This is a genomic window from Mycolicibacter longobardus (genome assembly GCF_002102265.1).
Classification (GTDB): domain Bacteria; phylum Actinomycetota; class Actinomycetes; order Mycobacteriales; family Mycobacteriaceae; genus Mycobacterium; species Mycobacterium longobardum.
Genome location: NZ_LQPG01000022.1, coordinates 111,474 through 134,675, shown reverse-complemented (window position 1 = coordinate 134,675; position 23,202 = coordinate 111,474). Strand labels below are relative to the sequence as shown.

General features: G+C 68.9%; 20 protein-coding genes. 10 read left to right on the top strand and 10 right to left on the bottom strand.

What is annotated here, in order from left to right:
• Positions 1–7: 7 nt before the first annotated feature.
• Both AWC16_RS12875 and AWC16_RS12870 read right to left on the bottom strand, forming a co-directional pair.
• Entirely contained in the window at positions 8–1,150 is a 1,143-nt protein-coding gene (locus tag AWC16_RS12875; protein WP_085265138.1) for an epoxide hydrolase family protein, read from the bottom strand.
• Positions 1,134–1,739, bottom strand: a complete 606-nt coding sequence (locus AWC16_RS12870; protein ID WP_085265137.1) for a TetR/AcrR family transcriptional regulator — start codon at positions 1,737–1,739, stop codon at positions 1,134–1,136. Before AWC16_RS12870 ends, AWC16_RS12875 begins: the two co-directional genes overlap by 17 nt.
• Positions 1,740–1,792: 53 nt before the next feature.
• On the opposite strand from AWC16_RS12870, the gene AWC16_RS12865 reads away from it, so the two are divergent.
• The 3 genes from AWC16_RS12865 to AWC16_RS12855 are packed head-to-tail and all read left to right on the top strand — an operon-like array spanning position 1,793 to position 5,047.
• On the top strand, positions 1,793–3,556 hold the full coding sequence (locus AWC16_RS12865) for an N-acyl-D-amino-acid deacylase family protein (RefSeq protein WP_085265136.1): 1,764 nt from the start codon (positions 1,793–1,795) through the stop codon (positions 3,554–3,556).
• A 29-nt stretch (positions 3,557–3,585) separates the two neighbouring features.
• Complete coding sequence (locus AWC16_RS12860; RefSeq protein ID WP_085265135.1) at positions 3,586–4,089, top strand: SRPBCC family protein; 504 nt, start codon at positions 3,586–3,588, stop codon at positions 4,087–4,089.
• A gap of 13 nt (positions 4,090–4,102) precedes the next feature.
• Positions 4,103–5,047 (top strand): oxidoreductase, encoded by a 945-nt coding sequence (locus AWC16_RS12855; RefSeq protein WP_085265134.1) that lies wholly within the window; start codon positions 4,103–4,105, stop codon positions 5,045–5,047.
• On the opposite strand, the gene AWC16_RS12850 is transcribed toward AWC16_RS12855, so the two are convergent.
• Complete coding sequence (locus tag AWC16_RS12850) at positions 5,016–5,636, bottom strand: TetR/AcrR family transcriptional regulator (RefSeq protein ID WP_085265133.1); 621 nt, start codon at positions 5,634–5,636, stop codon at positions 5,016–5,018. The two genes, AWC16_RS12855 and AWC16_RS12850, sit on opposite strands and share 32 nt — an antisense overlap.
• Positions 5,637–5,741: 105 nt before the next feature.
• The gene (locus AWC16_RS12845) at positions 5,742–7,820 is read right to left on the bottom strand and encodes an MMPL family transporter (protein WP_234812248.1); all 2,079 of its coding nucleotides are present in this window, start codon (positions 7,818–7,820) and stop codon (positions 5,742–5,744) included.
• Positions 7,821–7,887: 67 nt separating this feature from the next.
• Here AWC16_RS12845 and AWC16_RS12840 point away from each other — a divergent pair, with 67 nt between their 5' ends.
• The gene (locus tag AWC16_RS12840) at positions 7,888–8,511 is read left to right on the top strand and encodes a hypothetical protein (RefSeq protein ID WP_085265132.1); all 624 of its coding nucleotides are present in this window, start codon (positions 7,888–7,890) and stop codon (positions 8,509–8,511) included.
• Between the two features lie 2 nt (positions 8,512–8,513).
• Here AWC16_RS12840 and AWC16_RS12835 read toward each other — a convergent pair whose 3' ends face one another.
• On the bottom strand, positions 8,514–9,185 hold the full coding sequence (locus AWC16_RS12835) for a maleylpyruvate isomerase family mycothiol-dependent enzyme (RefSeq protein WP_085265131.1): 672 nt from the start codon (positions 9,183–9,185) through the stop codon (positions 8,514–8,516).
• A gap of 242 nt (positions 9,186–9,427) precedes the next feature.
• Between AWC16_RS12835 and AWC16_RS12830 the strand changes: the two genes are divergently transcribed.
• A complete protein-coding gene (locus AWC16_RS12830; protein ID WP_234812247.1) occupies positions 9,428–10,045 on the top strand; it encodes a TetR/AcrR family transcriptional regulator in 618 nt (205 codons plus the stop codon).
• A gap of 22 nt (positions 10,046–10,067) precedes the next feature.
• On the opposite strand, the gene AWC16_RS12825 is transcribed toward AWC16_RS12830, so the two are convergent.
• Together AWC16_RS12825 and AWC16_RS12820 are read right to left on the bottom strand one after the other, a co-directional pair.
• Positions 10,068–10,529 carry a hypothetical protein gene (locus tag AWC16_RS12825; protein ID WP_337339528.1) on the bottom strand — a complete coding sequence of 154 codons (462 nt, stop codon included), beginning with the start codon at positions 10,527–10,529 and terminating at the stop codon, positions 10,068–10,070.
• A gap of 20 nt (positions 10,530–10,549) precedes the next feature.
• Positions 10,550–11,230, bottom strand: a complete 681-nt coding sequence (locus AWC16_RS12820; RefSeq protein ID WP_085265130.1) for a class I SAM-dependent methyltransferase — start codon at positions 11,228–11,230, stop codon at positions 10,550–10,552.
• Here AWC16_RS12820 and AWC16_RS12815 point away from each other — a divergent pair.
• The 4 genes from AWC16_RS12815 (at position 11,229) to AWC16_RS12800 (ending at position 18,432) form a co-directional block, all read left to right on the top strand.
• A complete protein-coding gene (locus tag AWC16_RS12815; protein ID WP_085265129.1) occupies positions 11,229–12,026 on the top strand; it encodes a rhomboid family intramembrane serine protease in 798 nt (265 codons plus the stop codon). The two genes, AWC16_RS12820 and AWC16_RS12815, sit on opposite strands and share 2 nt — an antisense overlap.
• 146 nt (positions 12,027–12,172) lie before the next feature.
• A complete protein-coding gene (locus tag AWC16_RS12810) occupies positions 12,173–14,239 on the top strand; it encodes an SGNH/GDSL hydrolase family protein (RefSeq protein WP_109561391.1) in 2,067 nt (688 codons plus the stop codon).
• Between the two features lie 152 nt (positions 14,240–14,391).
• The gene (car, locus tag AWC16_RS12805) at positions 14,392–17,910 is read left to right on the top strand and encodes a carboxylic acid reductase (protein WP_085265128.1); all 3,519 of its coding nucleotides are present in this window, start codon (positions 14,392–14,394) and stop codon (positions 17,908–17,910) included.
• A 342-nt stretch (positions 17,911–18,252) separates the two neighbouring features.
• On the top strand, positions 18,253–18,432 hold the full coding sequence (locus tag AWC16_RS12800) for a hypothetical protein (protein WP_085265127.1): 180 nt from the start codon (positions 18,253–18,255) through the stop codon (positions 18,430–18,432).
• A 60-nt stretch (positions 18,433–18,492) separates the two neighbouring features.
• Here AWC16_RS12800 and AWC16_RS12795 read toward each other — a convergent pair whose 3' ends face one another.
• From AWC16_RS12795 to AWC16_RS12785, 3 genes are read right to left on the bottom strand one after another with little or no spacing between them, the layout of a single operon-like run.
• Positions 18,493–19,257: a L,D-transpeptidase gene (locus AWC16_RS12795; protein ID WP_085265202.1), complete on the bottom strand. Its 765-nt coding sequence runs from the start codon at positions 19,255–19,257 to the stop codon at positions 18,493–18,495.
• Between the two features lie 39 nt (positions 19,258–19,296).
• On the bottom strand, positions 19,297–19,779 hold the full coding sequence (locus AWC16_RS12790; protein WP_085265126.1) for a hypothetical protein: 483 nt from the start codon (positions 19,777–19,779) through the stop codon (positions 19,297–19,299).
• A gap of 22 nt (positions 19,780–19,801) precedes the next feature.
• Positions 19,802–21,907 carry an elongation factor G-like protein EF-G2 gene (locus tag AWC16_RS12785; protein WP_085265125.1) on the bottom strand — a complete coding sequence of 702 codons (2,106 nt, stop codon included), beginning with the start codon at positions 21,905–21,907 and terminating at the stop codon, positions 19,802–19,804.
• A 226-nt stretch (positions 21,908–22,133) separates the two neighbouring features.
• Between AWC16_RS12785 and AWC16_RS12780 the strand changes: the two genes are divergently transcribed.
• Positions 22,134–23,186 (top strand): S1C family serine protease, encoded by a 1,053-nt coding sequence (locus AWC16_RS12780; protein WP_085265124.1) that lies wholly within the window; start codon positions 22,134–22,136, stop codon positions 23,184–23,186.
• Positions 23,187–23,202: the final 16 nt, after the last annotated feature.

Below are 23,202 nucleotides of genomic sequence, written 5' to 3'. Positions count from 1 at the left end.
CCCCTCCTTAGAACACTCGCTGCTGCACCAGGACATCCGCGAATGCCGCAAGGTCGGCGGCAAAGATCGCGGGTTGTTCGAACGCGGCGAAGTGCCCGCCGCGGTCCTTGACGCTGTAGTGAACGAGGTTGTACCGGTTGGCAGCCCACGCCCGCGGTGTCTGTAGCAGCTCATACGGGTAGACCGCGTAGCCGGTGGGTACCCCGACATGGCCGGTCCACTTGCTGAGCGCGCCGGTGTCCGCCCGGGCGGATTCGCAGTACAGCCGCGCCGCCGAGGTCGCGGTCACCGTCAGCCAGTAGAACATCAGGTTGTCGATGAGCCGATCGGTGCTGATCGGCATGCCGTCTCGGGTGTCGCACCAGGCGTGGAACTTCTCCAGAATCCAGCCGGCCAGACCCACCGGCGAGTCGTCGAGCCCGAAACCCAGCGAATGCGGCCGAGTGGCTTGCTGATTCAGGTAGGCCGTGCCGTCGGCGGTGCGTTGCACCGAGGCGATGATGGCCGCCTGCTCGTCCGGTGTCACGGCGGCCACCAGCTCGGGGTTGTCGCGATCGGGCGGCGCGAAGCACATGTTGGTGTGAATGGCCGCGACGCGTCCGGCGTAGTGTTCGCCGAGATGACGAGTGACCAGCGCGCCCCAATCGCCGCCCTGGGCGACGTATCGCTCATACCCCAGCTGCCCCATCACGTCGTCGGCCGCGGCCGCCACAACCGCGACGTCAACACCGGCCCGGCGGGTGGGTCCGGAGAATCCGTACCCGGGCATCGATATGGCCACGACATGAAATCGCTGGCGCAGCGCTGGAATCACATCGAGGAACTCGACTATCGAGCCGGGCCAGCCGTGGGTGATCACCAGGGGTATCGCGTCCGGGTCAGATGAGCGCACATGCAGGAAGTGCACCCGCTGCCCGGCGGCTTCGGTGACGAACGAGCCGGTCGCGTTGACCTCGGATTCGACGCGGCGCCAATCGTAACGGTGCAACCAGTGGTCCACCACGGTCTTCAGATACTGCTGGTTGGTGCCGTAATCCCAGTTGGCGCCGTCGATCTCGGCCGGCCAGCGGGTATTGCCGAGCCGATGACGCAGATCGTCGAGGTCGGCCTCGGCGACCCGAAGCAGCAGGGGTTCAAGCCGATTGGTCACGGTGGCCTCCAGTCAGACCGGCGATGATGTGATCGCAGACAAAGCGGCGCACGGCACGTGGGCTATCCAGATTCACCCGCATCGGCGGCAGCAGTTCGAAGCTGAACAGCATGCGCACGATCCACTCACCGGCGCGGCCCGCATCTAGGGTGTTGCCGACTTCGCCGCGGCGCTGCGCAGCGCGCACCAGCGGCGTCCACAGTTCGACGGAGCGACGCATCAGCTCGTCACCGCCGTGTTCCAGCAGCAGCACCAGAACGCTCTGATTGATCGCGCGCGGCTCTGCCGCAGAGCGGCGGCGGTGCGCCGAGATCAGCACCGCCGCGGCCGCCACCTGCTCGGCCAGGGTGTCCAGTTGGTTCACCTCGACCGCCATGGTCTCGATGAACGCCGCGGACAGATGATCAAGCGCCGCAGCTATGGCGTCATCGCGCGTTCCGAAGACGTTGTGAACCGTGCCGCGTGACACCCCCGCCGCTTCGGCCACCGCCGTGAGGCTGAAGCGGCGGGGACCGAGATGACGCAGCGTTTCGGTGGCGGCCACGAGCAGCGGCGGTGGGAGTGTCGTCGACTCTTTGGCACCGGGCACTTGCACACATTATCGAGATGTGTACAAATTGATCAAGAACAAAGGAGTCGTCCGTGTATGACCTCAAGATCACCGGTGGCACCGTCGTCGACGGAACCGGAGCCGACCGTTACCTCGCCGACGTCGGAGTCCGGGACGGACAGATCGTGACGGTTCACCGCCGCACCGGAACCGATGATCCGGGTCTGGGCGGTGCGGCCGCCGAAACGATCGACGCCACCGGTCGGGTCGTCGCGCCCGGGTTCGTCGACATCCACACCCACTACGACGGGCAGGTGAGCTGGGACAGCCTGCTGGAGCCCTCCAGTGGCCACGGGGTGACGACGGTGGTCACCGGCAACTGCGGAGTGGGATTCGCCCCGGTCCGGCCGGGACGCGAGGAGTGGCTGATCAAGCTGATGGAGGGGGTCGAGGACATCCCCGGCACCGCTCTGACCGAAGGCATCACCTGGGGATGGGAGAGCTACCCCGATTACCTCGACGCACTGGATGCTCAGAGCTTCGCCATCGACATCGGCAGCCAGGTCGCACACGGGGCGATTCGCGCCTACGCCATGGGAGACCGCGGCGCCCGCAACGAACCGGCCACCCCGGACGACATCGCGGCGATGAGCCGGCTGGTGCAGGAGGCTGTCGAGGCCGGGGCGCTTGGCTTTTCGACCTCACGCACCTTGGCGCACCGGGCCATGGACGGTGAGCCGGTACCGGGCACCTTCGCCGCCGAGAGCGAACTGTTCGGGCTGGGCCGGGCCATGGCGGCCGGCGGACAGGCGGTGTTCGAGCTGGCTCCGCAGGGGGCGGCCGGTGAGGACATCGTCGCACCGAAGAAGGAGCTGGAATGGATGCAGCGGCTGGGCGCCGAGATCGATCGCCCGCTGTCCTTCGCGCTGATCCAGGTCGACGCCGACCCGAACCTGTGGCGCGAGCAGCTCGACATCTCCGCGGCCGCCCACCAGGCCGGCAGTGCGCTGTATCCGCAGATCGCTGCTCGCCCGTTCGGGATGCTGCTCGGATTCCCCGGCCATCACGCGTTCACCCACCGGCCGACCTACCGCCGGCTGAAGGCCGAATGTGGCCGCGAGGAACTCGCACAGCGGCTTGCCGACCCGGCGGTCAAGGCCGCGATCCTGTCCGAGGACGACCTGCCTCCCGATCCCGCCGTGCAGTTCGACGCGATGTTCGCGTTGGTGCAGCACTCGCTGCACCGGATCTACGACTTGGGTGATCCGCCGGACTATGAGCCCACCCCGGAGCGCTCGGTGGCGGCGATCGCCGCCCAGCGCGGGGAGGATCCGCTGGCGACGCTGTATGACCTGATGTTGGAGGCCGACGCCGGCGCGATGCTGATGCTGCCGTTCTTCAACTATGCCGACGGCAACCATGATGCGATCCGCGAGATGCTCACCCACCCCGCCGGGGTCCTGGGGCTCTCCGATGGCGGCGCGCACTGCGGAATGATCTGCGACGCCTCCTATCCCACCTACCTGCTCACGCACTGGGCGCGTGACCGGCATCGCGGGGACAAGCTGCCCCTGGAATACGTGGTGCGCAAGCAGTGCCGCGACACCGCGCAGCTGTTCGGCCTGAATGACCGCGGTGTCATCGAGGTCGGCAAGAAGGCCGACCTCAACGTGATCGACATGGACGCGCTGACCCTGCGCCCGGCCCGGATGGCCTACGACCTGCCGGCCGGCGGTCGACGGCTGCTGCAGGGGGCGAGCGGGTATGTTGCCACCATCGTCAGCGGTGCCGTGACCCGCCGCGACGGCGTCGACACCGGCGCGCGCCCGGGGCGCCTGGTGCGCGGGGCGCGCTAGCTCGGGAAAGGAACCAGCAAGTGTCTCGGATGTATCCCTGCGAGAAGGTCGACCTCGATTTTCTGGAGCGGGCGCCGCAGCGGTTCAGCAACAGTGTCGATCTCGCCGTGACACCCGATCAGATCTGGGAGGTGCTGGCCGACGCCGAAGCCTGGCCGCACTGGGCCAGTGTCATCACCAACGTGACCTGGACCAGCCCCGAACCACACGGGGTCGGCACCACCCGGGTGGTGGACATGCGCGGTGGAATCATCGGCGATGAGGAGTTCCTGGCCTGGGAACCCGGTCGGCACATGGCCTTTCGCTTCAACGCGAGCTCGACCTCGGCGCTGGCGGTGTTTGTCGAGGATTACATCATCGAGCCCACGCCGCAGGGCTGCCGGCTCACCTGGACCCTCGCCAATAAGCTGACCGGCCCGGCGCAGTGGTTCTCCCCGATCAGCGGCCCGCTGATGAATCTGGGGTTTCGCCGCTTCCTGTCCAATCTGCGCCGCTACACCGACAAGCGTTTCGCGACGTCCGGACGCGGCTAAGGCGGCCCCGGATATGGGCGTGGCCAACTGGTCGTTGGAGCAGGGTGCGCCCCAGGCCGGCCGGACAGCCGTGGTGACCGGGGCCAACACCGGGGTCGGTCTGGAAGTCGCTCGCGGGTTGGCGACCCTGGGAGCCACCGTCGTGCTGGCCTGCCGCAACACCGAAGCGGCCGCCGCGGCCCGCCACGACATCCTCCGGTCGGCTCCGGCCGCGCACATCGACGTGGTGCAGCTGGATGTCAGTGATCTGGCGTCGGTGCGGGCTTGCGCGGATGAGCTGCGGGCCGGCTATCCGGTCATCGACATCCTGGTCAACAACGCCGGTGTCATGCACCAGACCCGGCAGTTGACCGTCGACGGGTTCGAGGGAGACTTCGGGACCAACTTCCTCGGGCCGTTCGCGCTGACCGGACTGCTGCTGGATCGCGTGCTCGCTTCTGATGTGGGACGGATCATCGCGGTCAGCAGCAAGACCCACCGTAGCGGCCGGATCGCGTTCGACGATCTGACGTTGGAGGGGTCGTTTACTGCCGGGGCGGCCTACACGCAGTCCAAGCTCGCCCAGCTGATGGCCTGCTACGAACTGCAGCGACGGCTGGAATCGGTTGGCAGCCCGACGATCTCGTTGGCGGCACACCCCGGGGGCACCCGGACCTCGATACTGCGCGAGCAGTCCGGGGCGGTCCGCTGGGTGTTCAACCGCCGGGCCCGCTACTTGACGGGCTGGTTCACCCAGGGCCCCGCCGCCGGCGCCCTGCCGATGCTGCGGGCCGCGACCGACCCGGCCGCCGTGGGCGGCCAGTTCTACGGTCCGGGCGGGCGTTTCGAGCAGATCGGCCCGCCGGTGCTGGTACGGGCCGCCGGCCGAGCCCAGGACGTCGACGCGCAGCAGCGGCTCTGGAAGGTCGCCGAAGAGCTCACCGGCGTCACCTACGTGCTGACGCGCGAACCTTCGTAGCGTCGCGCGCCGCGATCACCGCCGGGGAGATCCAGCGGCTCAGCAGGCGCCGCAACTCATCACCCGGGGCGGGCAGGGGGGCCAGGATGAAGGACTGCAACGTGCGCAGCACCATCTCGATGATGTCGTCGATGGACTGATCGTCGAACCCGGTCCAGTCCACATCCAGGCGGTCGAGAAGGGAATGCCCGAAGGTGCGGCCGGTGTCGGTCGTGACCGTGACGGCAAAGGCGCTGGCCTGCTGGGTGCGCAACAGCAGACCGAGATAGGGATCGTTCGGGAGCCGCTCCAGGGTGAGCGCGACACCCTCGGCGACCGCTTCGCCGGGGTCGGTGATTCCGGCCAGGGCCTCGGCGAGTTGATCCAGGAAGGCGCCGGCGCCGTCGGCGGCGGTGGCCGACAGCAACTCCTCGGTGCTGGGGAAGTAGCGGTAGACGGTCTGCCGGGTGACGCCGAGGGTGCGGGCGACGTCGGCGATGCTGGTCTGTTCACCGCGTTCGTCGATGGTGCGCCGGGTCGCCGCCAGGATGCGCGTCACCGCCTCCTCATCGCTGGCGGGCACATCGCCGCCCCAGCCGCGGGTGCGCATCAGCGGCCTCGGCCCTGGCGCGCCGCGGCGCTGTCCTGCGGCATGTTCAGCACTGCCGGCGGCTGATCGCACTGAACTCGGGCACGGGCACCAATCTACGTCGGCTCACCGCGATGGGGTGATCGCCTCGCCACTTCGGCGCGGGAAGCCGGGCCACCAGACCCGGTCGCCGATCAGCGAGAACAACGCCGGAATCACCAGCGTGCGAACGACGAACGTGTCGAGCAGAATTCCGAGCCCGACGATGACACCCAGCTGCGTCAGCACGATCAGCGGCAGCACCCCGAGAACGCAGAACACCGCCGCCAGCACGACGCCGGCACTGGTGATCACCCCACCGGTGGCCGACACCGCCCGCACCATGCCGGCCCGGGTGCCGTGTTCGGGGGTTTCCTCGCGGGCCCGGGTCACCAGGAAGATGGTGTAGTCCACGCCCAGCGCGACCAGGAACAGGAACGCGAACAACGGGGTGCTGACGTCCAGTGCCGGGAATCCGAAGACGTGCGCGCTGGCCCAGCCGCCCAAGCCGAGCGCGGCCAGCGCGCTGAGCACCGTCGCCGCCACCAGGACCGGCGGTGCCACCACCGAGCGCAGCAGCACGAACAGCACCGCCAGCACCACCGACAGGATCAACGGGATCAGCACCGTCCGATCGCGCGCGGCGCCGTCGCGGATATCGAGGCCCTGCGCGTCGGCGCCGCCCACCAGCGCCCTGTCATCCACCTCACCGACCGAATCCCGAAGTCCGGCAATGATGGTGAACGCTCGGTCGGTGGCTGGGGCCGCGTCGAGCACCACCGACCACTTCGTCCGCCCGGTCTCCGACACACCCGCTGGAATCGCCGCGACGACCCCGGGCACCACGGTGATCGCCCGCTCGACCTGCTGCGCCTTGGCAGTGGAGCCGATCACGACGGCCGGTCCGGCGGCACCACCGGGAAAGTGTGCGGCAAGTTCGTCGAATCCGGCCACCGAGTCCGCCCGCAGCCGGAACTGCTCCGTCTGTGACAACCCGATTCCCGTGCCCAGCAGGCCGGCGCCCGATACCGCCAGCAGGCCGACCGCTGCGGTGCACACCAGTGCCGGTCGACGGGACACGGCATCGGCGACTCGGTGCCAGGGACCGGTCGTCGCCGCTGAGGCACCCGTAACCCGGGGGATGAACGGCCAGAACACGTTCCGGCCGCACAACGCCAGCGACGGGGGCAACACCAACAGGACGAACACAGCGGCAACCACCAGGCCGCAACTGGCGCAGAGGCCCAGACTGCGCGTGCTCGGGGTGACCGCCAACGCCAGGGTCAGCAGGGCCAGCACCACGGTGGCATTGCTGGCCAGGATCGCCGGCGCGGCGGCGGCCACCGCGCGGTGCAGCGCGGCGCGGTGATCGGAATCGATGCGCAGTTCCTCGCGGTAGCGCGAGATCAGCAGCAGCGCGTAGTTGGTGCCGGCCCCGAACACCAGAACGCTGGTGATGCCCGAGGTGGAGCCGTCGATCGTCACCCCCGCGGCGTGCGCGATATCGAAACCCACCACGGTGGCCACCCGGTCTGCGATCCCGATCACGATCAGCGGCACCAGCCACAGCACCGGCGAACGGTAGGTGACGATCAGCAGCAGAGCCACCACCAACGCCGTCACCATCAGCAGCGTGACGTTGGCGCCGGTGAAGGCATCGGCGATGTCGGCACCGAACGCCGGCCCGCCGGTGACATGCGTGGACAGCGTGGGAGGCCGGCCGGCTGCGGCGGCGGCCCGCAGGGCTTTGACCGTGTCGTTGAGCTCGAAGCCGGACAGCCGGGCGCTCAGCGGCAGCGCGGCCATGGCCGCCTTGCCGTCGGCGGACAACAGCACCGGCGGTGGTCGGCCGGTGAGCACCTGCGGTACCCGCATCATCTGATCGCGGGCCTGCTCCACCGCGGCGACGTCATGGGCGGTCAGAGCCTGCCCGTCCGTGCGGGTGACGACGGCCAGGGCGGATGCATGATCCCCATCGGCGAATGTGGACAGCGCTGCGGCGGCGCGGGCGGACTCGGAGTTGCTCGGCAGCGCATCCGGCGACTGGGTCGCCGAAGCGTTGTCTCCGCTGAGGATCATCAGCGCGACACCGACCAGGATCGGTGCCAGGGCCACCCGCCAGGAGCGGCGCCCGGTTACGGCGGCAGCCAACCGGTCCCACACCACTAAGCGAGCATGGCATTCCCCGTGCTGGCGAAACAACTGATCCGGCCGTGGCCAGTACCCTCGGCCTATGACGGACGGTGCGGGAACGGCGGTGTCGCGGCGCACCTTCATGCGCGGCATCGCCTGGTCGGTGCCGGCCCTCGGTGTCGCGTTCGCCGGTCCGCGTGCGCTGGCGGCGCCGACCGGCTCGCGAAACTGCGGCGATCCACACGACGTGATCGACAACTGCGCTGTGGAGCTGCCGGAGGAGTTCAGCTGGACCAGCTTCTCCACGACCAGGGCCGTCGGGGGCGGCACCAAGTACTCCATCCTGTTCACCACCAGGATCCAGCCGGGGCATCCGGTGCCCACGACCGCCACCGGCTACCGCATCGACAGCCTCAGCATCGCCGGCACCAAGCGGAACGGCGACTCGTTCTCCGTGGCGCCGTCGATCGGTGAGAACGGTGCGCGGGCGATCTGGGTGCGAGCCGATTCCTCGCTCGAGTTCGTTCTGGATGTGCCGTGGGAGGTGGGGCAGCTGGTCCGCTCGTTCGCCTACACCTACAACGTCGTCTACCTCAATATGTTCACCGAGATTCAAACCTGCACCTATGTCACGACGATGAATCTCGCCAACAACGGCGCGGTGGACGGCGGTGTCGGCTCGGTGGCGTTCTCCCCGCCGCGGCTGACCTCCTGCGCCGCGTGAGGTCAGGCGGCCGGGATCGGCTGGTCGTCATCGCGGGGGCCGAAGGCGCCGAAGCCGTCGACCAGCTGCGCGGACGGTTCGGGTGACCAGTCCCATGCGGCGATCTGGCGACGAGAACGCCGGCTGAACACCCCGCGCAGCAACTCGTAGCCGTCGGCTCGCAGCTCCGTGACGGATTCGCCGGAGCCGCAACGCCATTGCTGCCCCAGCTCGTCGCTGATCACCAGGGTCCCGGTGTCACGCAGGCGCCGGCCGGGGTAGTAGCCCATCACGTCCAGGAACGGCTGCCAGTGCTCGCGGTCGGTCCGCGACAGGCCCAGCGCCTCGCGCAGGTCGGCCTCGTGGCAGATCACGTCGGCGGCGAGGTTCGGGCCGGTGTGCTTTTCCGGCAGGCTCGACTCGACCGCCGGGGACGCGTTCTGCCACTCATCGAGAAGCTCGGCGACCGGGCGGTGCCGGCGTTCGGCGACGTGCCGCGCCGTCCACGAGTCGCCCGGCACGCCGTCGAGGCGCTGCGCCAGGACGTCGGCGGCGCCGCCGACCAGGTGGGCCAGCACCTCGTGCACCGACCAGCCGGGTGTGGCCGGAACCGGGATGCGCAACTGGTCGTCGGTGAGTTCGCCGGCGAGCGTGGCGATCCGGTCGTGCGCGGCCCGATAGATGGCGTCAAGCATGGCAGCCTCCCTGCATCGCAAGGGACGATACCGCCGAGCGTGAAGTTGCCTTCACGTTCGCCCCCCAGTGCGAGGCCAGCTTCACGTTCGCTCGAGCGTCCCAGGGCAAGGGGCCGCAGCGCGGGGGCCTTACAGGCATAAGCTAACAATTTTAAGGTTAAATTTCGCCAGTTCACACTTAGCTACGGGATGTTATTCAGAATTTCAAGCCAGCAAACTAACGGACCGTTAGGATCACGGGCGTGCCAGGTCCCATTCGTCGGCGCAATCTGCGCGGTCACGGCGCGCTGCTGCGCGACGAAATCCTGGCTGCGGCCGTCCGGGTCGTGGACGGCTCGGACAGTGAGGCCGAGGTGTCGCTGCGGGGCATCGCCCGCGAGGCCGGCATCGCGGCGCCGTCGGTGTATCCGCACTTCGCCGATCTGGAGCGGGTGCTCGAGGCCGTCGCCGAGGCGAGTTGGGTGCAGGTCTCCGAGGAGATCGCCGAGCATGTCCAGCAGGCCACCGACCCGCGGGAGCGTGTGCTGATCGGCTGCCGGGTGTATGTGTCATTCGCGCAGCGGTACCCGATGCGTTACGCCCTGATGACCCAGAAAGGCCAGATCCCGCCGGCGGCGCGCCGAGCACTCGCCGTGGTGACCAGGGGATTGCTGGCCTGCCGGGGGGAGGCGCTGGATGATGCCTCCGATCCCGACTCCGACCGGATCGCCGCCGCGTTGTCGGTGGCATTGCACGGCGTGGCGATGCTGCACCGCAGCGACGCCCCGAGCCTGTGGCTCAGTGACTTCAGTACCGACGAGGTGATCCGAACCCTGATCGACGGCTCGACCATGTTGCTGGCCGAGGCGGAACGCGTCTGAGCCGACCGCCGACCCGGGCTGCCTACCCGCCGCTGGGAGCGGGAGGGGAGGCCGGCGGCTGGGCCTGCGGCACGAAACCCTTCAGCACGTCCGGCAGGCCAGCCGGCTGCTGGGGTGCCGGCGCGCAGGTGGGTGGGCACTCGGTCAGCTGCCAGGTCTGACAGCGGTCGGTCCGGAACGCGGTGTCGCCCGGTTCGATGAGTACCACCTGCGGCTTCTTGGTCATGGCGCTGTCGACGGTCTTGCCGCCGCTGATCCGCCGCCAGTAGCAGGCTGCCCCGTCACGCGGGCCCTCGGAGCGGTAGGTGCCCGGCAGAATGTCGGTTCCCACCGCGAAGGTCCCGTCGGTGTCGATCACGTGCTTGGGTGCCGGCGGGGGTGGGGGAGCCGGGTCGGCCCCAGCGATCCCGGTGGCGGTGACCCAACCCATCAGGGCGACAGCCAGCCCGGCCGCCGCCTTCCCGGACGGCTTGTTAGCGCTCATACCCATCGAAGGTACCGGCGCTACGGCTTGACTCCCACCGTGATCAGGTCCGAGACGATAAGCGTCCAGGTCGGCCGCGCGACCCGATGCTGCTCGGCGATGGTGAATCCGGCGTCGGTGAACAGTTTGCGCATCTCGCTCGGCGTCGGCTGCTGAGCCGGATTCCACCGGATTCCCAGCTGCTTGAGCGGATCGGGCAGCCGGGGGCTCATCGCGGTGACCCCCGCCATCCCGCCCGGCGCCAACACCCGGTAGAACTCCCGCAGTGCCGCCGGCTGATTGAAGAAGTGAAACGCCGAGCTGGTGACCACCGCGTCGAGCGCACCGTCTTCGAAAGGCAGCTGTTCTGCCGGCCCGGTCAGCCACTGCACCCGCGACGAGCGCTCCCTGGCCTCACTGAGCATGCCGGCGGACATATCCACCCCGTAGACCGCCTCGGGCGACAACTCGCGTTCGATGCGGTCGGCCAGTATGCCGGTGCCGCAGGCGATGTCGGCTACCCGGGCCGGCTGATGGGCACGCAGTGCGGCGATCAGCTCGTCCTGCGCCGGACGATAGACCAGGCGTTGCAGGTAGCGGGCGTCATAGGCCGGGGCGGCCAAACTCCAGAACCGGGTGACGACGTCATTGAACGGTTTGCGCGATGCGGTAGGGGCCACAGCGTGAAATCTACCGGCAGGTATTTGAGAAGGTGTAACCATGACCGCCTGCTACCGGCACCCCGACCGGGCCACCGCGCTGCGCTGCTCGCGGTGTGAGCGCTACATCTGCACGGACTGCGTGCGCGGTGCCGCCGTCGGCCAGCACTGCGTGGACTGCGCGCAGGCAGGAACCGTCCGGGTGCGCCGGCCGAACCCGCTGGTCCGCGCTGCCTCGGGGGTGCCGCTGATCACCTACGGGCTGATCGCGCTGAGCGTGCTGGCATTCGTTGGGCAGATGTCGCTCGCGCATCTGGAGTCTGACTTGGTGCTTGCGCCGCGGGCGGTGGCCGACGGGCAGTTCTACCGCCTGCTGACTTCGGCGTTCCTGCACTACGGGCCGATGCATCTGCTGCTCAACATGTGGGCGCTGTACGTGGTGGGACCGCAGCTGGAATGGATGCTCGGCAAGCCACGGTTCATCACGTTGTACCTGCTCAGCGCGCTGGGCGGCTCGGTTGCGGTCTATCTGCTGGCGCCGCTGAACACTGCCACCGCCGGGGCGTCCGGCGCCGTCTTCGGTCTGTTCGGCGCGACGTTGATCGTGGGACGCCGGCTGAACGTGGACGTCGGCTGGGTGGGCGCGGTGATCGTCGTCAACCTGATTTTCACCTTCACCATCCCGCAGATCAGCTGGCAGGGTCACCTGGGCGGGCTGATCACCGGGTTGCTGGTGGCGTGCGCCTACGTCTATCCGCCGCCGGCGATCTGGATCCGGGTTCAGGCCGGGGTCAGCCTCGCGCTGCTGGCGCTGTTCGTCGCGTTGATCTGGTGGCGCACTGCCGAATTGGTCTCCTGACACCGAGCGTGTCATCCCGCTGGGACGCCGGCGCGCCCCCTAAGCTTTCGTTGGTCCACCAGCGAGAGGATCGACCAATCGGCGCCAACGGCGACCAGGATGACATGAGTCGACCGGCCGGGAACCGGACTCGCCGGGCCACTTCGATGCGCACCTCGGGCAAATCCCGTTGGGTTGCGCCGGCCCCGCGTGCCGCCCGGTTGACTACCGCGCGCGGCGCGGACCGGATCCGGCGGGAGCGGCGACGGCCGGGCATTCACGCCCTGGACGGCCTGCGCGCGGTCGCCGTCGCGTTGGTGCTGGCCGACCATGGCGGCATCCCCGGCCTGTCGGGCGGGTTCATCGGCGTGGACCTGTTCTTCGTGCTGAGCGGGTTCCTGATCACGTCGCTGCTGATCGACGAGCTGGGCCGGACCGGCCGGATCGACCTCGGCGGATTCTGGATCCGCCGCGGCCGCCGGCTGCTGCCCGCCCTGGTGTTGATGGTGCTGACCGTCGCGATCGCCCACGAACTCCTGCCGTCGCAGGCGGTGGTGGGCCTGCGTGAGGACGCGATCGCTGCGTTCTTCTGGATGGCCAACTGGCGGTTCGTCGCCCAGCACACCGACTACTTCACCGAAGCCGGCACCCCATCCCCACTGCAGCACACCTGGTCGCTGGGGGTCGAGGAGCAGTACTACTTCTTATGGCCGCTGCTGCTGATCGCGATCGCCGTGGCGCTGGCCGCCCGCGCCCGGCGCCGCGGCGGGTGGGCCACCGTCGGCGGGGTGCGACTGACCGTCTTCCTGCTGGCCAGTGCGGGTGCGGCGGCGTCGGCGACGGCCGCCGAGGTACTGGCCTCGGACGCCACCCGCGACCGCGTCTATTTCGGCACCGACACCCGTGCACAGGCGCTGCTGATCGGCGCCGCGGCCGCGGCGCTGCTGGTGGGGGACTGGCCGGCGCTGACGGCCGGCTGGTCGGTGGTGCGGACCAGCCGGGGCCGCTGGATCGCCCGACTGCTGCCGGTGGCCGGGCTGACCGTGCTGGGGCTGGCGGCCCACCGTGCCACCGGCACGGCCGCGGAGTTCCGTGGTGGCCTGCTCACGATCGTCGCCGTCGCCGCGATCGCGGTCATCGCGCCGGTCGCGCTGCACCAGAGCGGGCCGGTGGCACGGGCGCTGGCCTGGCCCCCGCTGGTGTGGCTGGGCACCATCTCCTACGGCGTGTACCTGTGGCACTGGCCGGTCTTTCTGGTCCTCAACGGCCAGCGCACCGGGTGGTCGGGGTGGGCGCTGTTCGGGGCGCGGTGCGCCGCCACCCTGGTGCTGGCGACGGTGTCGTGGTGGGTCATCGAAGAGCCGATCCGCCGCTGGCGGCCGGTGCGGGTGGCGCTGCTGCCGCTTGGGGCGGCCGTCAGCGGCACCGCGGTGGCGGTCACGGTGCTGGTCGTGCCGGTCGTCGAGCGGCCCACCGCGGAGAACGGCGTGACCCCGGATGTGGCCGCGGCTGCGGCGGTGTCCCCCTCACCCCCGAAGCCCCCGGCCCGGCAGCGTCCGCAGCCCGTTCGGCATGATCCCAACCGGCCGCGCACCGTATCGGTGTTCGGTGACTCCATCGGGTGGACCGTGATGCACTACCTGCCGGAAACCCCCGGATATGACTTCATCGACCACACCGTCGTCGGCTGCAGCATCGTGCGTGCCGGGCCCTACCGCTGGGCCGGCAAGACCATCGACCAGGGCCCGGAGTGCGACGGTTGGCCGGCCCGCTGGACGCGGCAGGTCAAGGCCGACCAATCCGACGTCGTGCTGTTGTTCGTCGGCCGCTGGGAGACCGTGGACCGGGTCAACGAGGGCCAGTGGAGCCATATCGGCGACCCGACCTTCGATGCCTACCTGACCGCGGAGTTGCGCCGCGCCCTCGACGTGCTGGAGTCGGCGGGCAGCCGGGTGGTGGTGACCACCGTGCCCTACAGCCGTTACGGCGAGCGGCCCGACGGCAGCCTGTGGCCCGAAGACGATCCGGACCGCGTCGACCGCTGGAATGCCCTGCTGCGCCGGGAGGTCGCCGGGCGTGAGGCCGTGACGGTGATGGACCTGAACAAGAAGCTGGGACCGGCAGGCGTCTACACCGCCAAAGTCGACGGCATCAAGGTGCGCAGCGACGGCATCCACCTCACGCCCGAAGGGGTCAAGTGGTTGCTCCCGTGGCTGGAGGAATCCCTCAGCTGACCCGCGGGCGGCCAGCCGTGAGTGCAACATCACACCCGCCCAGGGCTCCCCAAATTAAATTAGTTTTGCTAACGTAGTTTTCTATCGGCGCAGGCCGTGTCCTTGAAAGCCCCTGAAAAACTACTTCCCGATATCCGTTAGAGGTTCTGAGCATGTCGACTGTTTCCCCCATCGAGGCAGAGGAGCAACTCGCCCGCCGTATCACCGAGCTGGTCGCCACCGACCCGCAGTTCGCCGCCGCCCGGCCCGACCCGGCCGTCGCCGCCGCGGTCGAAGGCCAGACGCGGCTGGCGCAGATCGTGCGGACCGTCTTCGACGGCTACGCCGACCGGCCGGCTCTGGGTCAGCGTGCCGTCGAGTTCGTCACCGATCCGGCCACCGGCCGTACCGTTGCGTCGCTGCTGCCGCGCTACGACACCATCACCTATGGCGAGTTGGCCGACCGGGTCCGCGCCGCGGCCGCCGCCTTGGTGGCCGGCGCCGTGCGGCCCGGGGACCGGGTCGCGGTGCTCGGCTTCACCAGCGTCGACTACACGGTGATCGACGTGGCGCTGGGCCAGATCGGTGCGGTCTCGGTGCCGCTGCAGACCTCGGCGGCGGTCGGCACCCTGACGCCGATCGTGGCCGAAACCGAGCCCCGGGTGATCGCGGCCGGCATCGACGCGCTGCCCGACGCCGTCGAACTGGTGCTGACCGGCCCGGCCCCCACCCGCCTGGTGGTCTTCGACTACCACGAGCAGGTCGACGACCACCGTGATGCGCTTGCCGAGGCCCGCGCACGGCTGGCCGGTGCCGAAGTGGTCGTCGAGTCGCTGGCCGACCTGCTCACCCGCGGGCGGGCGATCTCCTTCCCGGACCTACCTGCCGACACCGGCGAGAACGCCGACCCCCTGGCGCTGCTGGTGTACACCTCCGGCAGCACCGGCGCCCCCAAGGGTGCGATGTACCCGGAGCGCAACGTGGCCCGGATGTGGGTGCGGTCGACGAAGAACTGGTTCGGCCCGACCGCCGTCTCGATCACGCTGAACTTCATGCCGATGAGCCACATCATGGGCCGCGGCATCCTGTACGGCACCCTCGGCAACGGCGGCACCGCCTACTTCAGCGCGCGCAGCGACCTGTCCACCTTCCTCGAAGACCTCGCCCTGGTGCGCCCGACCGAGCTGAACTTCGTGCCCCGGATCTGGGAGATGCTCTACCAGCACTTCCGGAGTGAGGTCGATGGGGTCGGGGGAGACTCGGCCGACGCCGAAGCCCAGGTCTTGGCGCAGATGCGCAACGACCTGCTCGGCGGTCGGTGCATCTTCGCCATGACCGGCTCCGCGCCGATCTCCGACGAGCTGCGGTCCTGGGTCGACGAACTCACCGAACAGCATGTGCTCAACGGCTACGGATCCACCGAAGCGGGCATGGTGCTCTTCGACGGCGAGGTGCAGCGACCGCCGGTGCTCGACTACAAGCTGGTGGACGTGCCGGATCTGGGCTACTTCGGCACCGACACTCCTCACCCGCGCGGTGAGCTGCTGCTCAAGACCGAGAACCTGTTCCCCGGCTACTACAAGCGCCCCGAGGTGACCGCCGAGGTCTTCGACGCCGACGGCTACTACCGGACCGGCGATGTGGTGGCCGAGATCGCGCCGGACCGGCTGGTCTACGTCGACCGGCGCAACAACGTGCTCAAGCTGGCCCAGGGCGAGTTCGTCACCCTGGCCAAGCTGGAGGCGGTGTTCGGCAACAGCCCGCTGCTGCGCCAGATCTACGTCTACGGCAACAGCGCACAGCCCTACCTGCTGGCGGTGGTGGTGCCCACCTTGGAAGCGCAGCAGCGCTTCGACGCCACCGCCGACCTCAAGGCGGCGATCGCCGAGTCGCTGCAGCAGGTGGCCAAAGACGCCGGCCTGCAGTCCTACGAGGTGCCGCGTGACTTCATCGTCGAGACCGAGCCGTTCACGCTGGAGAACGGTCTGCTCACCGGGATCCGCAAGCTGGCCTGGCCAAAGCTGAAGGCGCACTACGGTGATCGTCTTGAGCGCCGCTACGCGCAGCTGGCCGAGGGCCAAGCCAGCGAGTTGAGCGAACTGCGTCAACACGGAGCGCAGCGCCCGGCGTTGGAGACCGTCAGTCGCGCCGCCGCGGCGCTGTTGGGGGCCTCGGCCGGCGACCTGGCACCAGAGGCCCACTTCACCGACCTGGGTGGGGACTCCTTGTCGGCGTTGACGTTCGGCAACCTGCTGCGGGACATCTTCGACGTCGACGTGCCGGTGGGTGTGATCGTCAGCCCGGCAAACGATTTGGTGGCGATCGCCGACTACATCACCGCCGAGCGCAACGGGTCCAAACGACCGACGTTCGCCTCGGTGCACGGCCGTGACGCGGTCGAGGTGGCTGCGGCAGACCTGACGCTGGACAAGTTCCTCGACGAGGCGACCCTGGCTGCGGCTCCGTCGCTGCCCGCCCCGTCCGAGCAGGTCCGCACCGTGCTGCTGACCGGTGCAACCGGCTTCCTGGGGCGCTACCTGGCGCTGGAATGGCTGCAACGGCTGGCCCCGGTGGACGGAAAACTGATCTGCCTGGTGCGGGCGAAGTCCGACGAGGATGCCCGCCGACGGCTGGACAATGTCTTCGACAGTGGAGACGAGCAGCTGCTGGCCCACTACCGCGAACTGGCCGCCAAGCACCTCGAGGTCATCGCAGGCGACAAGGGCGAGGCGAATCTTGGTCTGGACCAAGAGGTTTGGCAGCGTCTGGCGGACACCGTCGACGTGATCGTCGACCCGGCGGCGCTGGTCAACCATGTGTTGCCCTACAGCGAGCTGTTCGGCCCGAACGCGCTCGGTACCGCCGAGTTGATCCGGGTCGCGCTCACCAGCAAGATCAAGCCGTTCACCTACTTCTCCACAATTGGTGTGGGCGACCAGATTCCGCTGGGCAAGTTCACCGAGGACGCCGACGTGCGGGTGATGAGCCCGGTGCGTGCGATCAACGACGGCTACGCCAACGGCTACGGCACCAGCAAGTGGGCCGGTGAGGTGCTGTTGCGTGAGGCCAACGACCTGTGCGGCCTGCCGGTCGCGGTGTTCCGCTGCGACATGATCCTGGCCGACACCAGCTACGCCGGACAGCTGAACCTGCCAGACATGTTCACCCGGATGATGTTCAGCTTGGTTGCGACCGGCGTGGCGCCCGGTTCGTTCTACGAACTCAGCGCCGACGGTCAGCGGCAACGTGCGCACTACGACGGACTGCCGGTGGAGTTCATCGCCGAGGCGTCCACCACGCTGGGGTCCTTCGCGACCGGCGGGTACACCACCTATCACGTGATGAACCCCTACGACGACGGCCTGGGGATGGACGAGTTCGTCGACTGGCTGATCGAGGCCGGCTACCCGATCCGGCGGATCGCGGACTACGGCGACTGGTTGCAGCGGTTCGAGACCACCCTGCGGGCGCTGCCGGAACGCCAGCGGCAGGCGTCGTTGCTGCCGCTGCTGCACAACTACCAGAAGCCGCAGCCGCCGATCTGCGGGTCGATCGCTCCGACCGAGAGGTTCCGGGCTGCGGTGCAGGTCGCGGGAATCGGACCGGATCCGGACAATCCGGACATCCCGCATGTCACGCCGGCGGTGATCGTCAAGTACATCACCGACTTGCAACTGCTCGGGCTGCTTTAGTCAGGGCACCGAATTATTCGTTGCGCGAAGAGGTTTCGGAACGGATCCGGTCGCCGTGAGGGCGGCGGCCGGAGACGCGCCGGCCCGTTTGCGTTTGACGGTCCTGCACTTCAGTGGGACCATAGTGGAAATTGCGACGACATCCCCGTGTGTCTCGGCCGGAAGGAGGTGAGGGCGAAGTGAGTCCCAGTGACGGTCCGCATCCGTATCCGTGCTCGATGAGCGTTTCATCCCTCACCGGCCCCGGCGCCTCCGCTTAGGTTTTTTCTAAGGCCTGAACCGCGAGTTCCGCCAACCCGCTCGGGTTGTGTCGGCCGGTGAGTTTCCCGGCAGGAGAGAATCATGGCTTTTTTCGTAACCACCAGCGTTATCGCGCTCCACGGCCCGACGCAGCGCCAGGCGCGCAACCGTGTGGCGAGCCGGCTGCGTGACCGCCTCGGTGCGCGCCGCGAGGTGCACCGTCAGCAGCGTGCCGAGCGTTACGTCGCGCACATGCCGACGGCAGTGCTCGGCGCTTGCTGAGTCGGTCGAGCCGCGGCTAGCGCATCCCGCTGGCCGCGGCTCTGTCGCTTGCGATCGCTTTTAGGCCTGGACCACGATCGGGTCGCCCAGGTGCACCGTGTTGAAGTACCACGCGGCGTCGTCGGGGCTCAGGTTGATGCAGCCGTGGCTGACGTTGGAGTAGCCCTGCGAGCCCACCGACCAGGGAGCCGAGTGCACGTAGACACCGCTCCAGGTGACCCGCACCGCGTACTCCCCGTTCAGCAGGTAGCCCTCCGGGTCGTTGAGCGGGATGCCGATGGTGCGCGAATCGAACTTGATGGTGCGCTCTTTCGACAGTGCGGTGAACGAACCGACTGGGGTGGGGCGCTTGGGTTTACCCATGGACGCCGCCATCACCCGCAGGATCTCGCCGTTGACGCTGACCGTGAAGGTGTGGTCGGAGATGTCGGCCAGACCCAGTACCGCGTCGCCGGTCTCGAAACCCGTTGACATCCCGTGCGCATCGACACTGATCTTGCTGTGCGGTGACCAGTAGCCGTCCGGAACCCACTGCACCACATCGCTGCCCACCCACTCGAAGTGTCCGGCGGTGTTGCCCGTGGAGTTGATGTGGATGCCGCGTTCGGCGGCCGCCCGGTCACCGACCGGCCCGGTGAACGTCACGATCACGGGGTAGGCCACCCCGACCACCGAACCGGCCGCCGGCTCGATCGCCGCGACGGCCAACCCGGGGGCCGACGATGTCTGCGCCGCTTCGCTGATTCCGGTGGACGCCCCCAAAGACCCGATAGCCAGGGCCACCGACCCGGCCATGGCCAAAATTCCCCGCCTTACGTTGTGCATGGCGTCCATTGTGCCAAGAGCAACGCCAACAGCGCAGGTTTAGTCGCTGTCCGACGGCGTGAGCAGGCTGCCCCAGGCCGCCTTGGTCCCGGTTGAGCCGATGGTGTGGATCGCGAACATGGACCCGCCGGCCAGGGCGATCACCACGGTGGTGATCCCCAGCCGCAGCAGTGACCCCATGTTGCTGCCGCGGGACAGCGCCACGTGCAGACCGGCCAGCAACGCTGCGCCGGCGGCCAGGCCCAGCGCCATGTAGAGGCCGTACTCACCGGCGGCCATGTGGGCGTCTAGCTCTGGTGACCCGGCGAACTTGCCGGTGTCGGCCAGCCATTCGCCGGCGGCGACCGTCGGTGGCGTCGCGAGCACCGTGATGGCCGACAGCGTCGCCACCAGCCAGACCAGCCGTCGGCGTGCCGCCGGCCAGACCGCGCACACGACCAGCAGGATCGCGGTGATCGGCACCAGCGACACCACTATGTGCAGCAGCAGGACGTGCGCGGGCAGGCCGGCGATCGTCGACATCGATGTCCTCTCTTTCCAGCCCTCACGCGGTGCTGAGGGCGTGCGCGGCCGCGGACTCCGGCAGCGGCTCGTATCGGGCGAACCCGCGGGTGAACGAGCCGGCTCCGTGTGTCAACGACCGCAGGTCAACCGCGTAACGGATCAGCTCGGTCTGCGGCACTTCGGCTTTCACGCAGGTGCGGTCCGCACCGACCTTATCGGTGCCCACCACCCGGGCCCGGCGGGCCGACAGATCGCCCATGACCGCCCCGACCAGTTCGTCGGGTATCAGGACGGCGACGTCGTCGATCGGCTCGAGCAGCCGCACCCGTCCGCCCGCCGCGGCGTCGCGCAGGGCGGCCGCGCCCGCCATCTGGAAGGCGAAGTCGGATGAGTCGACACTGTGCGCCTTACCGTCGACCAGGGTGACCCGGATGTCGACCACCGGATATCCGCCGGTGCCGTCACCGGTCAGTCCTCGTTCCATCTGCGCACGGACACCCTTCTCGACGCTGGGGATGAACTGGCGGGGTACGGCTCCGCCGACCACGCGGTCCACGAACTCGAACCCGGCGCCCTGCGGCATCGGCTCCACGATGATGTGGCAGACGCCGTACTGGCCGTGCCCGCCGGACTGCTTGACATGGCGGCCGTGGCCCTTGGCGGTGGCGGAGAACGTCTCCCGCAGCGCCACCCGCAGCGGCACGGTGTCCACCGACACCGCGTAGCGATTGGCCAACGCGTCGAGCACGATGCCCGAATGCGCCTCGCCCATGCACCACAGCACGGTCTGATGCGTCTCCGGGTTGCGCTCGATGCGCAGGCTCGGGTCCTCGGCGGCCAGCCGCGCCAACCCGACCGCCAGCTTGTCCTCGTCGGTCTTGGCGTGCGGGATGACCGCGACGGGCAATAGCGGATCCGGCATCGCCCAGGGTTTGCACACCAGGGGTTCACTGGTGTCCGAGAGGGTGTCCCCGGTCTCGGCGTGGCTGAGCCGGCCGATGGTGCAGATGTCGCCGGCCATCACGGCGGTGGCCGGACGCTGATGTCTCCCCAGTGGAAACGCCAGCGCCCCGACCCGGTCGTCTTCGTCGTGGTCGCTGTGGCCGCTGGCCTCACCGAAGAAACCGGTGTAATGCCCACTGACATGAATCCCGCTGTCGGACTTGATGGTTCCGGAGAACACCCGCACCAGGCTGACCCGGCCGAGGTAAGGGTCCGACGTCGTCCGGACCACTTCGGCCAGCAGCGGCCCGTCGGGGTCGCAACCCAGCCCGGTGCGGGCCACCCCGTCCGGGCTGAACACCTCCGGCAGCAGGTGTTCCGGCGGGGAGGGGAATCCGGCGGTGATGACCTCGAGCAGTTCGGGGATGCCGACGCCGGTGCTGCTGCACACCGGGACGACCGGGAAGAACGAACCGCGGGCCACCGCCCGCTCCAGGTCGGCGGTGAGCACCGCCCGGTCGATCTGCTCCCCGCCCAGGTAGCGGTCCAGCAGCGACTCGTCCTCTGATTCCTCGATGATCGCCTCGATCAGCGCGCCGCGCTGCTGCTCGGCGGTGGTCGTGTCGTACGGCTGATCCGCCAGCAGCCCGATCAGGCCGGTGTTCCCGTCCGGCAGATACAGCGGCAGCACCTTCTCGCCGAATGCCGCCCGGGCCGCGGCCAGACTGGCGGAGAAGTCGGCGCGGGCGTGGTCCAGCTTGGTGACGACCACTGCGCGCGGCATGGCGACCCGGCTGCATTCCTGCCACAGCGTGGTGGTCGCGTCGTCAACGTCCTCATTGGCCGCGATCACGAACAGCGCACAGTCGGCGGCCCGCAGCCCGGCGCGCAGTTCTCCGATGAAGTCGGCGTAGCCCGGGGTGTCGATCAGGTTGACCTTGACGCCGTCGTGGGCCAGCGAGGCGCACGCGACCCCGACCGAACGCTGCTGGCGGATCTCCGCGTCGTCGTAGTCGCAGACCGTGCTGCCGTCGGTGATGCACCCGGCTCGAGGCAGCACTCCCGACGCCACCAGAATCGCCTCGACCAGCGTGGTTTTTCCGGAGCCGGGTGGACCGATCAGCACGACATTGCGGATTGCGGCCGGAGTGGCCGCGGTGGGGGCGGCGCCCGCGCCGCGTGAGGTCCCGTTCTTGTCTGCCATGGCAGCCTCCTGACAGTTCAGCCTTCCGTTAACGGGCGCTGAGCACAAGGCCCCGACATGACGATATTTGCCCAGCCGGCGGCTAGCGTTTGTCAGCCGTACTGACGGCTCCGGTAGGCTTGCCATGCTTTGTTTCGCGTAGCCACCGTCTCGGAAATGAGGAAACATGCCGAGATGTGCTGGACTCAAGTGCCCTGAATCGTGACCGACCGCAGGAGGTAGACGGATGAGCGGATCGCATCGCCCCGGCCGTTGGCGGCCGCTCAGCGTGGCAATGGCCACGGTGGTCACCGCCGGCCTGGGGCTGGTATCGGCGCCGGCCCAGGCGTCGCCGACGCTGCCCGCCCCGCCACTGGACCCGTCGGCGATGGTTGCCCAGGTCGGTCCCGCGGTGGTCAACATCGACGCCCGGATGGGCTACCAGGGCGCGGTCGGGTCCGGAACCGGCATCGTCCTGGATCCGAGCGGCGTGGTGCTGACCAACAACCACGTCATCGCCGGGGCCACCGACCTCACGGTGGAATCGGTGGCCAACGGCCGGAGCTACGACGTCGACGTGCTCGGTTTCGACCGCAGCCACGACGTCGCGGTGCTGCAGTTGCGTGGCGCCGAGGGCCTGCCGGCCGCCAACATCGGCAACTCGTCGCGGGTCGCCATCGGCGACCCGGTGGTCGCGATGGGCAACGCCGGTGGCCACGGCGGCACGCCGAGCGCGGTTCCGGGACGCGTCATCGGTCTGAACCAGACCGTCTCGGCTGCCGACGAGCTGACCGGCACCACCGAGACGTTGACGAACATGATCAAGGCCGACGCCGCGATCCGGCCCGGTGATTCGGGTGGTCCGATGGTGAACGCCGCCGGCCAGGTGATCGGGATGAACACCGCCGCGTCGGACAACTACAAGTTCGCCCAGCCCGGCGGCGAAGGTTACGCAATCCCGATCGACCAGGCGATGGCCATCGCCAACCAGATCCGCTCCGGTGTCTCCTCGAGCACCGTGCACATCGGTGAGACGGCGTTCCTGGGTGTCGGTGTGGTGGACAGCAACGGCGGGGCGCGGGTCGCCCAGGTGCTGGAAGGCACCCCGGCCGCCGCGACCGGTATCGCGAGGGACGACATCATCACCTCGATCAACGATCGGCCGGTGAACTCGGCCACCGATCTGACCGATGTCCTTGACCAACGCCACCCGGGTGACACCATCACGCTGACCTGGCGCAACCCGATGGGCGGGGACCACAGCGCCACCGTGACTCTCGTACCCGGCCCCGTCGGCTGACGCAACGTTAGGCGCT

What these genes read in the sequence shown, in the direction of transcription:
- AWC16_RS12820 (WP_085265130.1), bottom strand. Translation starts at nt 11,230, where the DNA reads ATGGTTACACCTTCTCAAATACCTGCCGGTAGATTTCACGCTGTGGCC.
- AWC16_RS12795 (WP_085265202.1), bottom strand. Translation starts at nt 19,257, where the DNA reads ATGCACAACGTAAGGCGGGGAATTTTGGCCATGGCCGGGTCGGTGGCC.
- AWC16_RS12800 (WP_085265127.1), top strand. Translation starts at nt 18,253, where the DNA reads ATGGCTTTTTTCGTAACCACCAGCGTTATCGCGCTCCACGGCCCGACG.
- AWC16_RS12860 (WP_085265135.1), top strand. Translation starts at nt 3,586, where the DNA reads ATGTATCCCTGCGAGAAGGTCGACCTCGATTTTCTGGAGCGGGCGCCG.
- AWC16_RS12840 (WP_085265132.1), top strand. Translation starts at nt 7,888, where the DNA reads ATGACGGACGGTGCGGGAACGGCGGTGTCGCGGCGCACCTTCATGCGC.
- car (WP_085265128.1), top strand. Translation starts at nt 14,392, where the DNA reads ATGTCGACTGTTTCCCCCATCGAGGCAGAGGAGCAACTCGCCCGCCGT.
- AWC16_RS12850 (WP_085265133.1), bottom strand. Translation starts at nt 5,636, where the DNA reads ATGCGCACCCGCGGCTGGGGCGGCGATGTGCCCGCCAGCGATGAGGAG.
- AWC16_RS12825 (WP_337339528.1), bottom strand. Translation starts at nt 10,529, where the DNA reads ATGAGCGCTAACAAGCCGTCCGGGAAGGCGGCGGCCGGGCTGGCTGTC.
- AWC16_RS12810 (WP_109561391.1), top strand. Translation starts at nt 12,173, where the DNA reads ATGCGCACCTCGGGCAAATCCCGTTGGGTTGCGCCGGCCCCGCGTGCC.
- AWC16_RS12835 (WP_085265131.1), bottom strand. Translation starts at nt 9,185, where the DNA reads ATGCTTGACGCCATCTATCGGGCCGCGCACGACCGGATCGCCACGCTC.
- AWC16_RS12790 (WP_085265126.1), bottom strand. Translation starts at nt 19,779, where the DNA reads ATGTCGACGATCGCCGGCCTGCCCGCGCACGTCCTGCTGCTGCACATA.
- AWC16_RS12785 (WP_085265125.1), bottom strand. Translation starts at nt 21,907, where the DNA reads ATGGCAGACAAGAACGGGACCTCACGCGGCGCGGGCGCCGCCCCCACC.
- AWC16_RS12855 (WP_085265134.1), top strand. Translation starts at nt 4,103, where the DNA reads ATGGGCGTGGCCAACTGGTCGTTGGAGCAGGGTGCGCCCCAGGCCGGC.
- AWC16_RS12780 (WP_085265124.1), top strand. Translation starts at nt 22,134, where the DNA reads ATGAGCGGATCGCATCGCCCCGGCCGTTGGCGGCCGCTCAGCGTGGCA.
- AWC16_RS12815 (WP_085265129.1), top strand. Translation starts at nt 11,229, where the DNA reads ATGACCGCCTGCTACCGGCACCCCGACCGGGCCACCGCGCTGCGCTGC.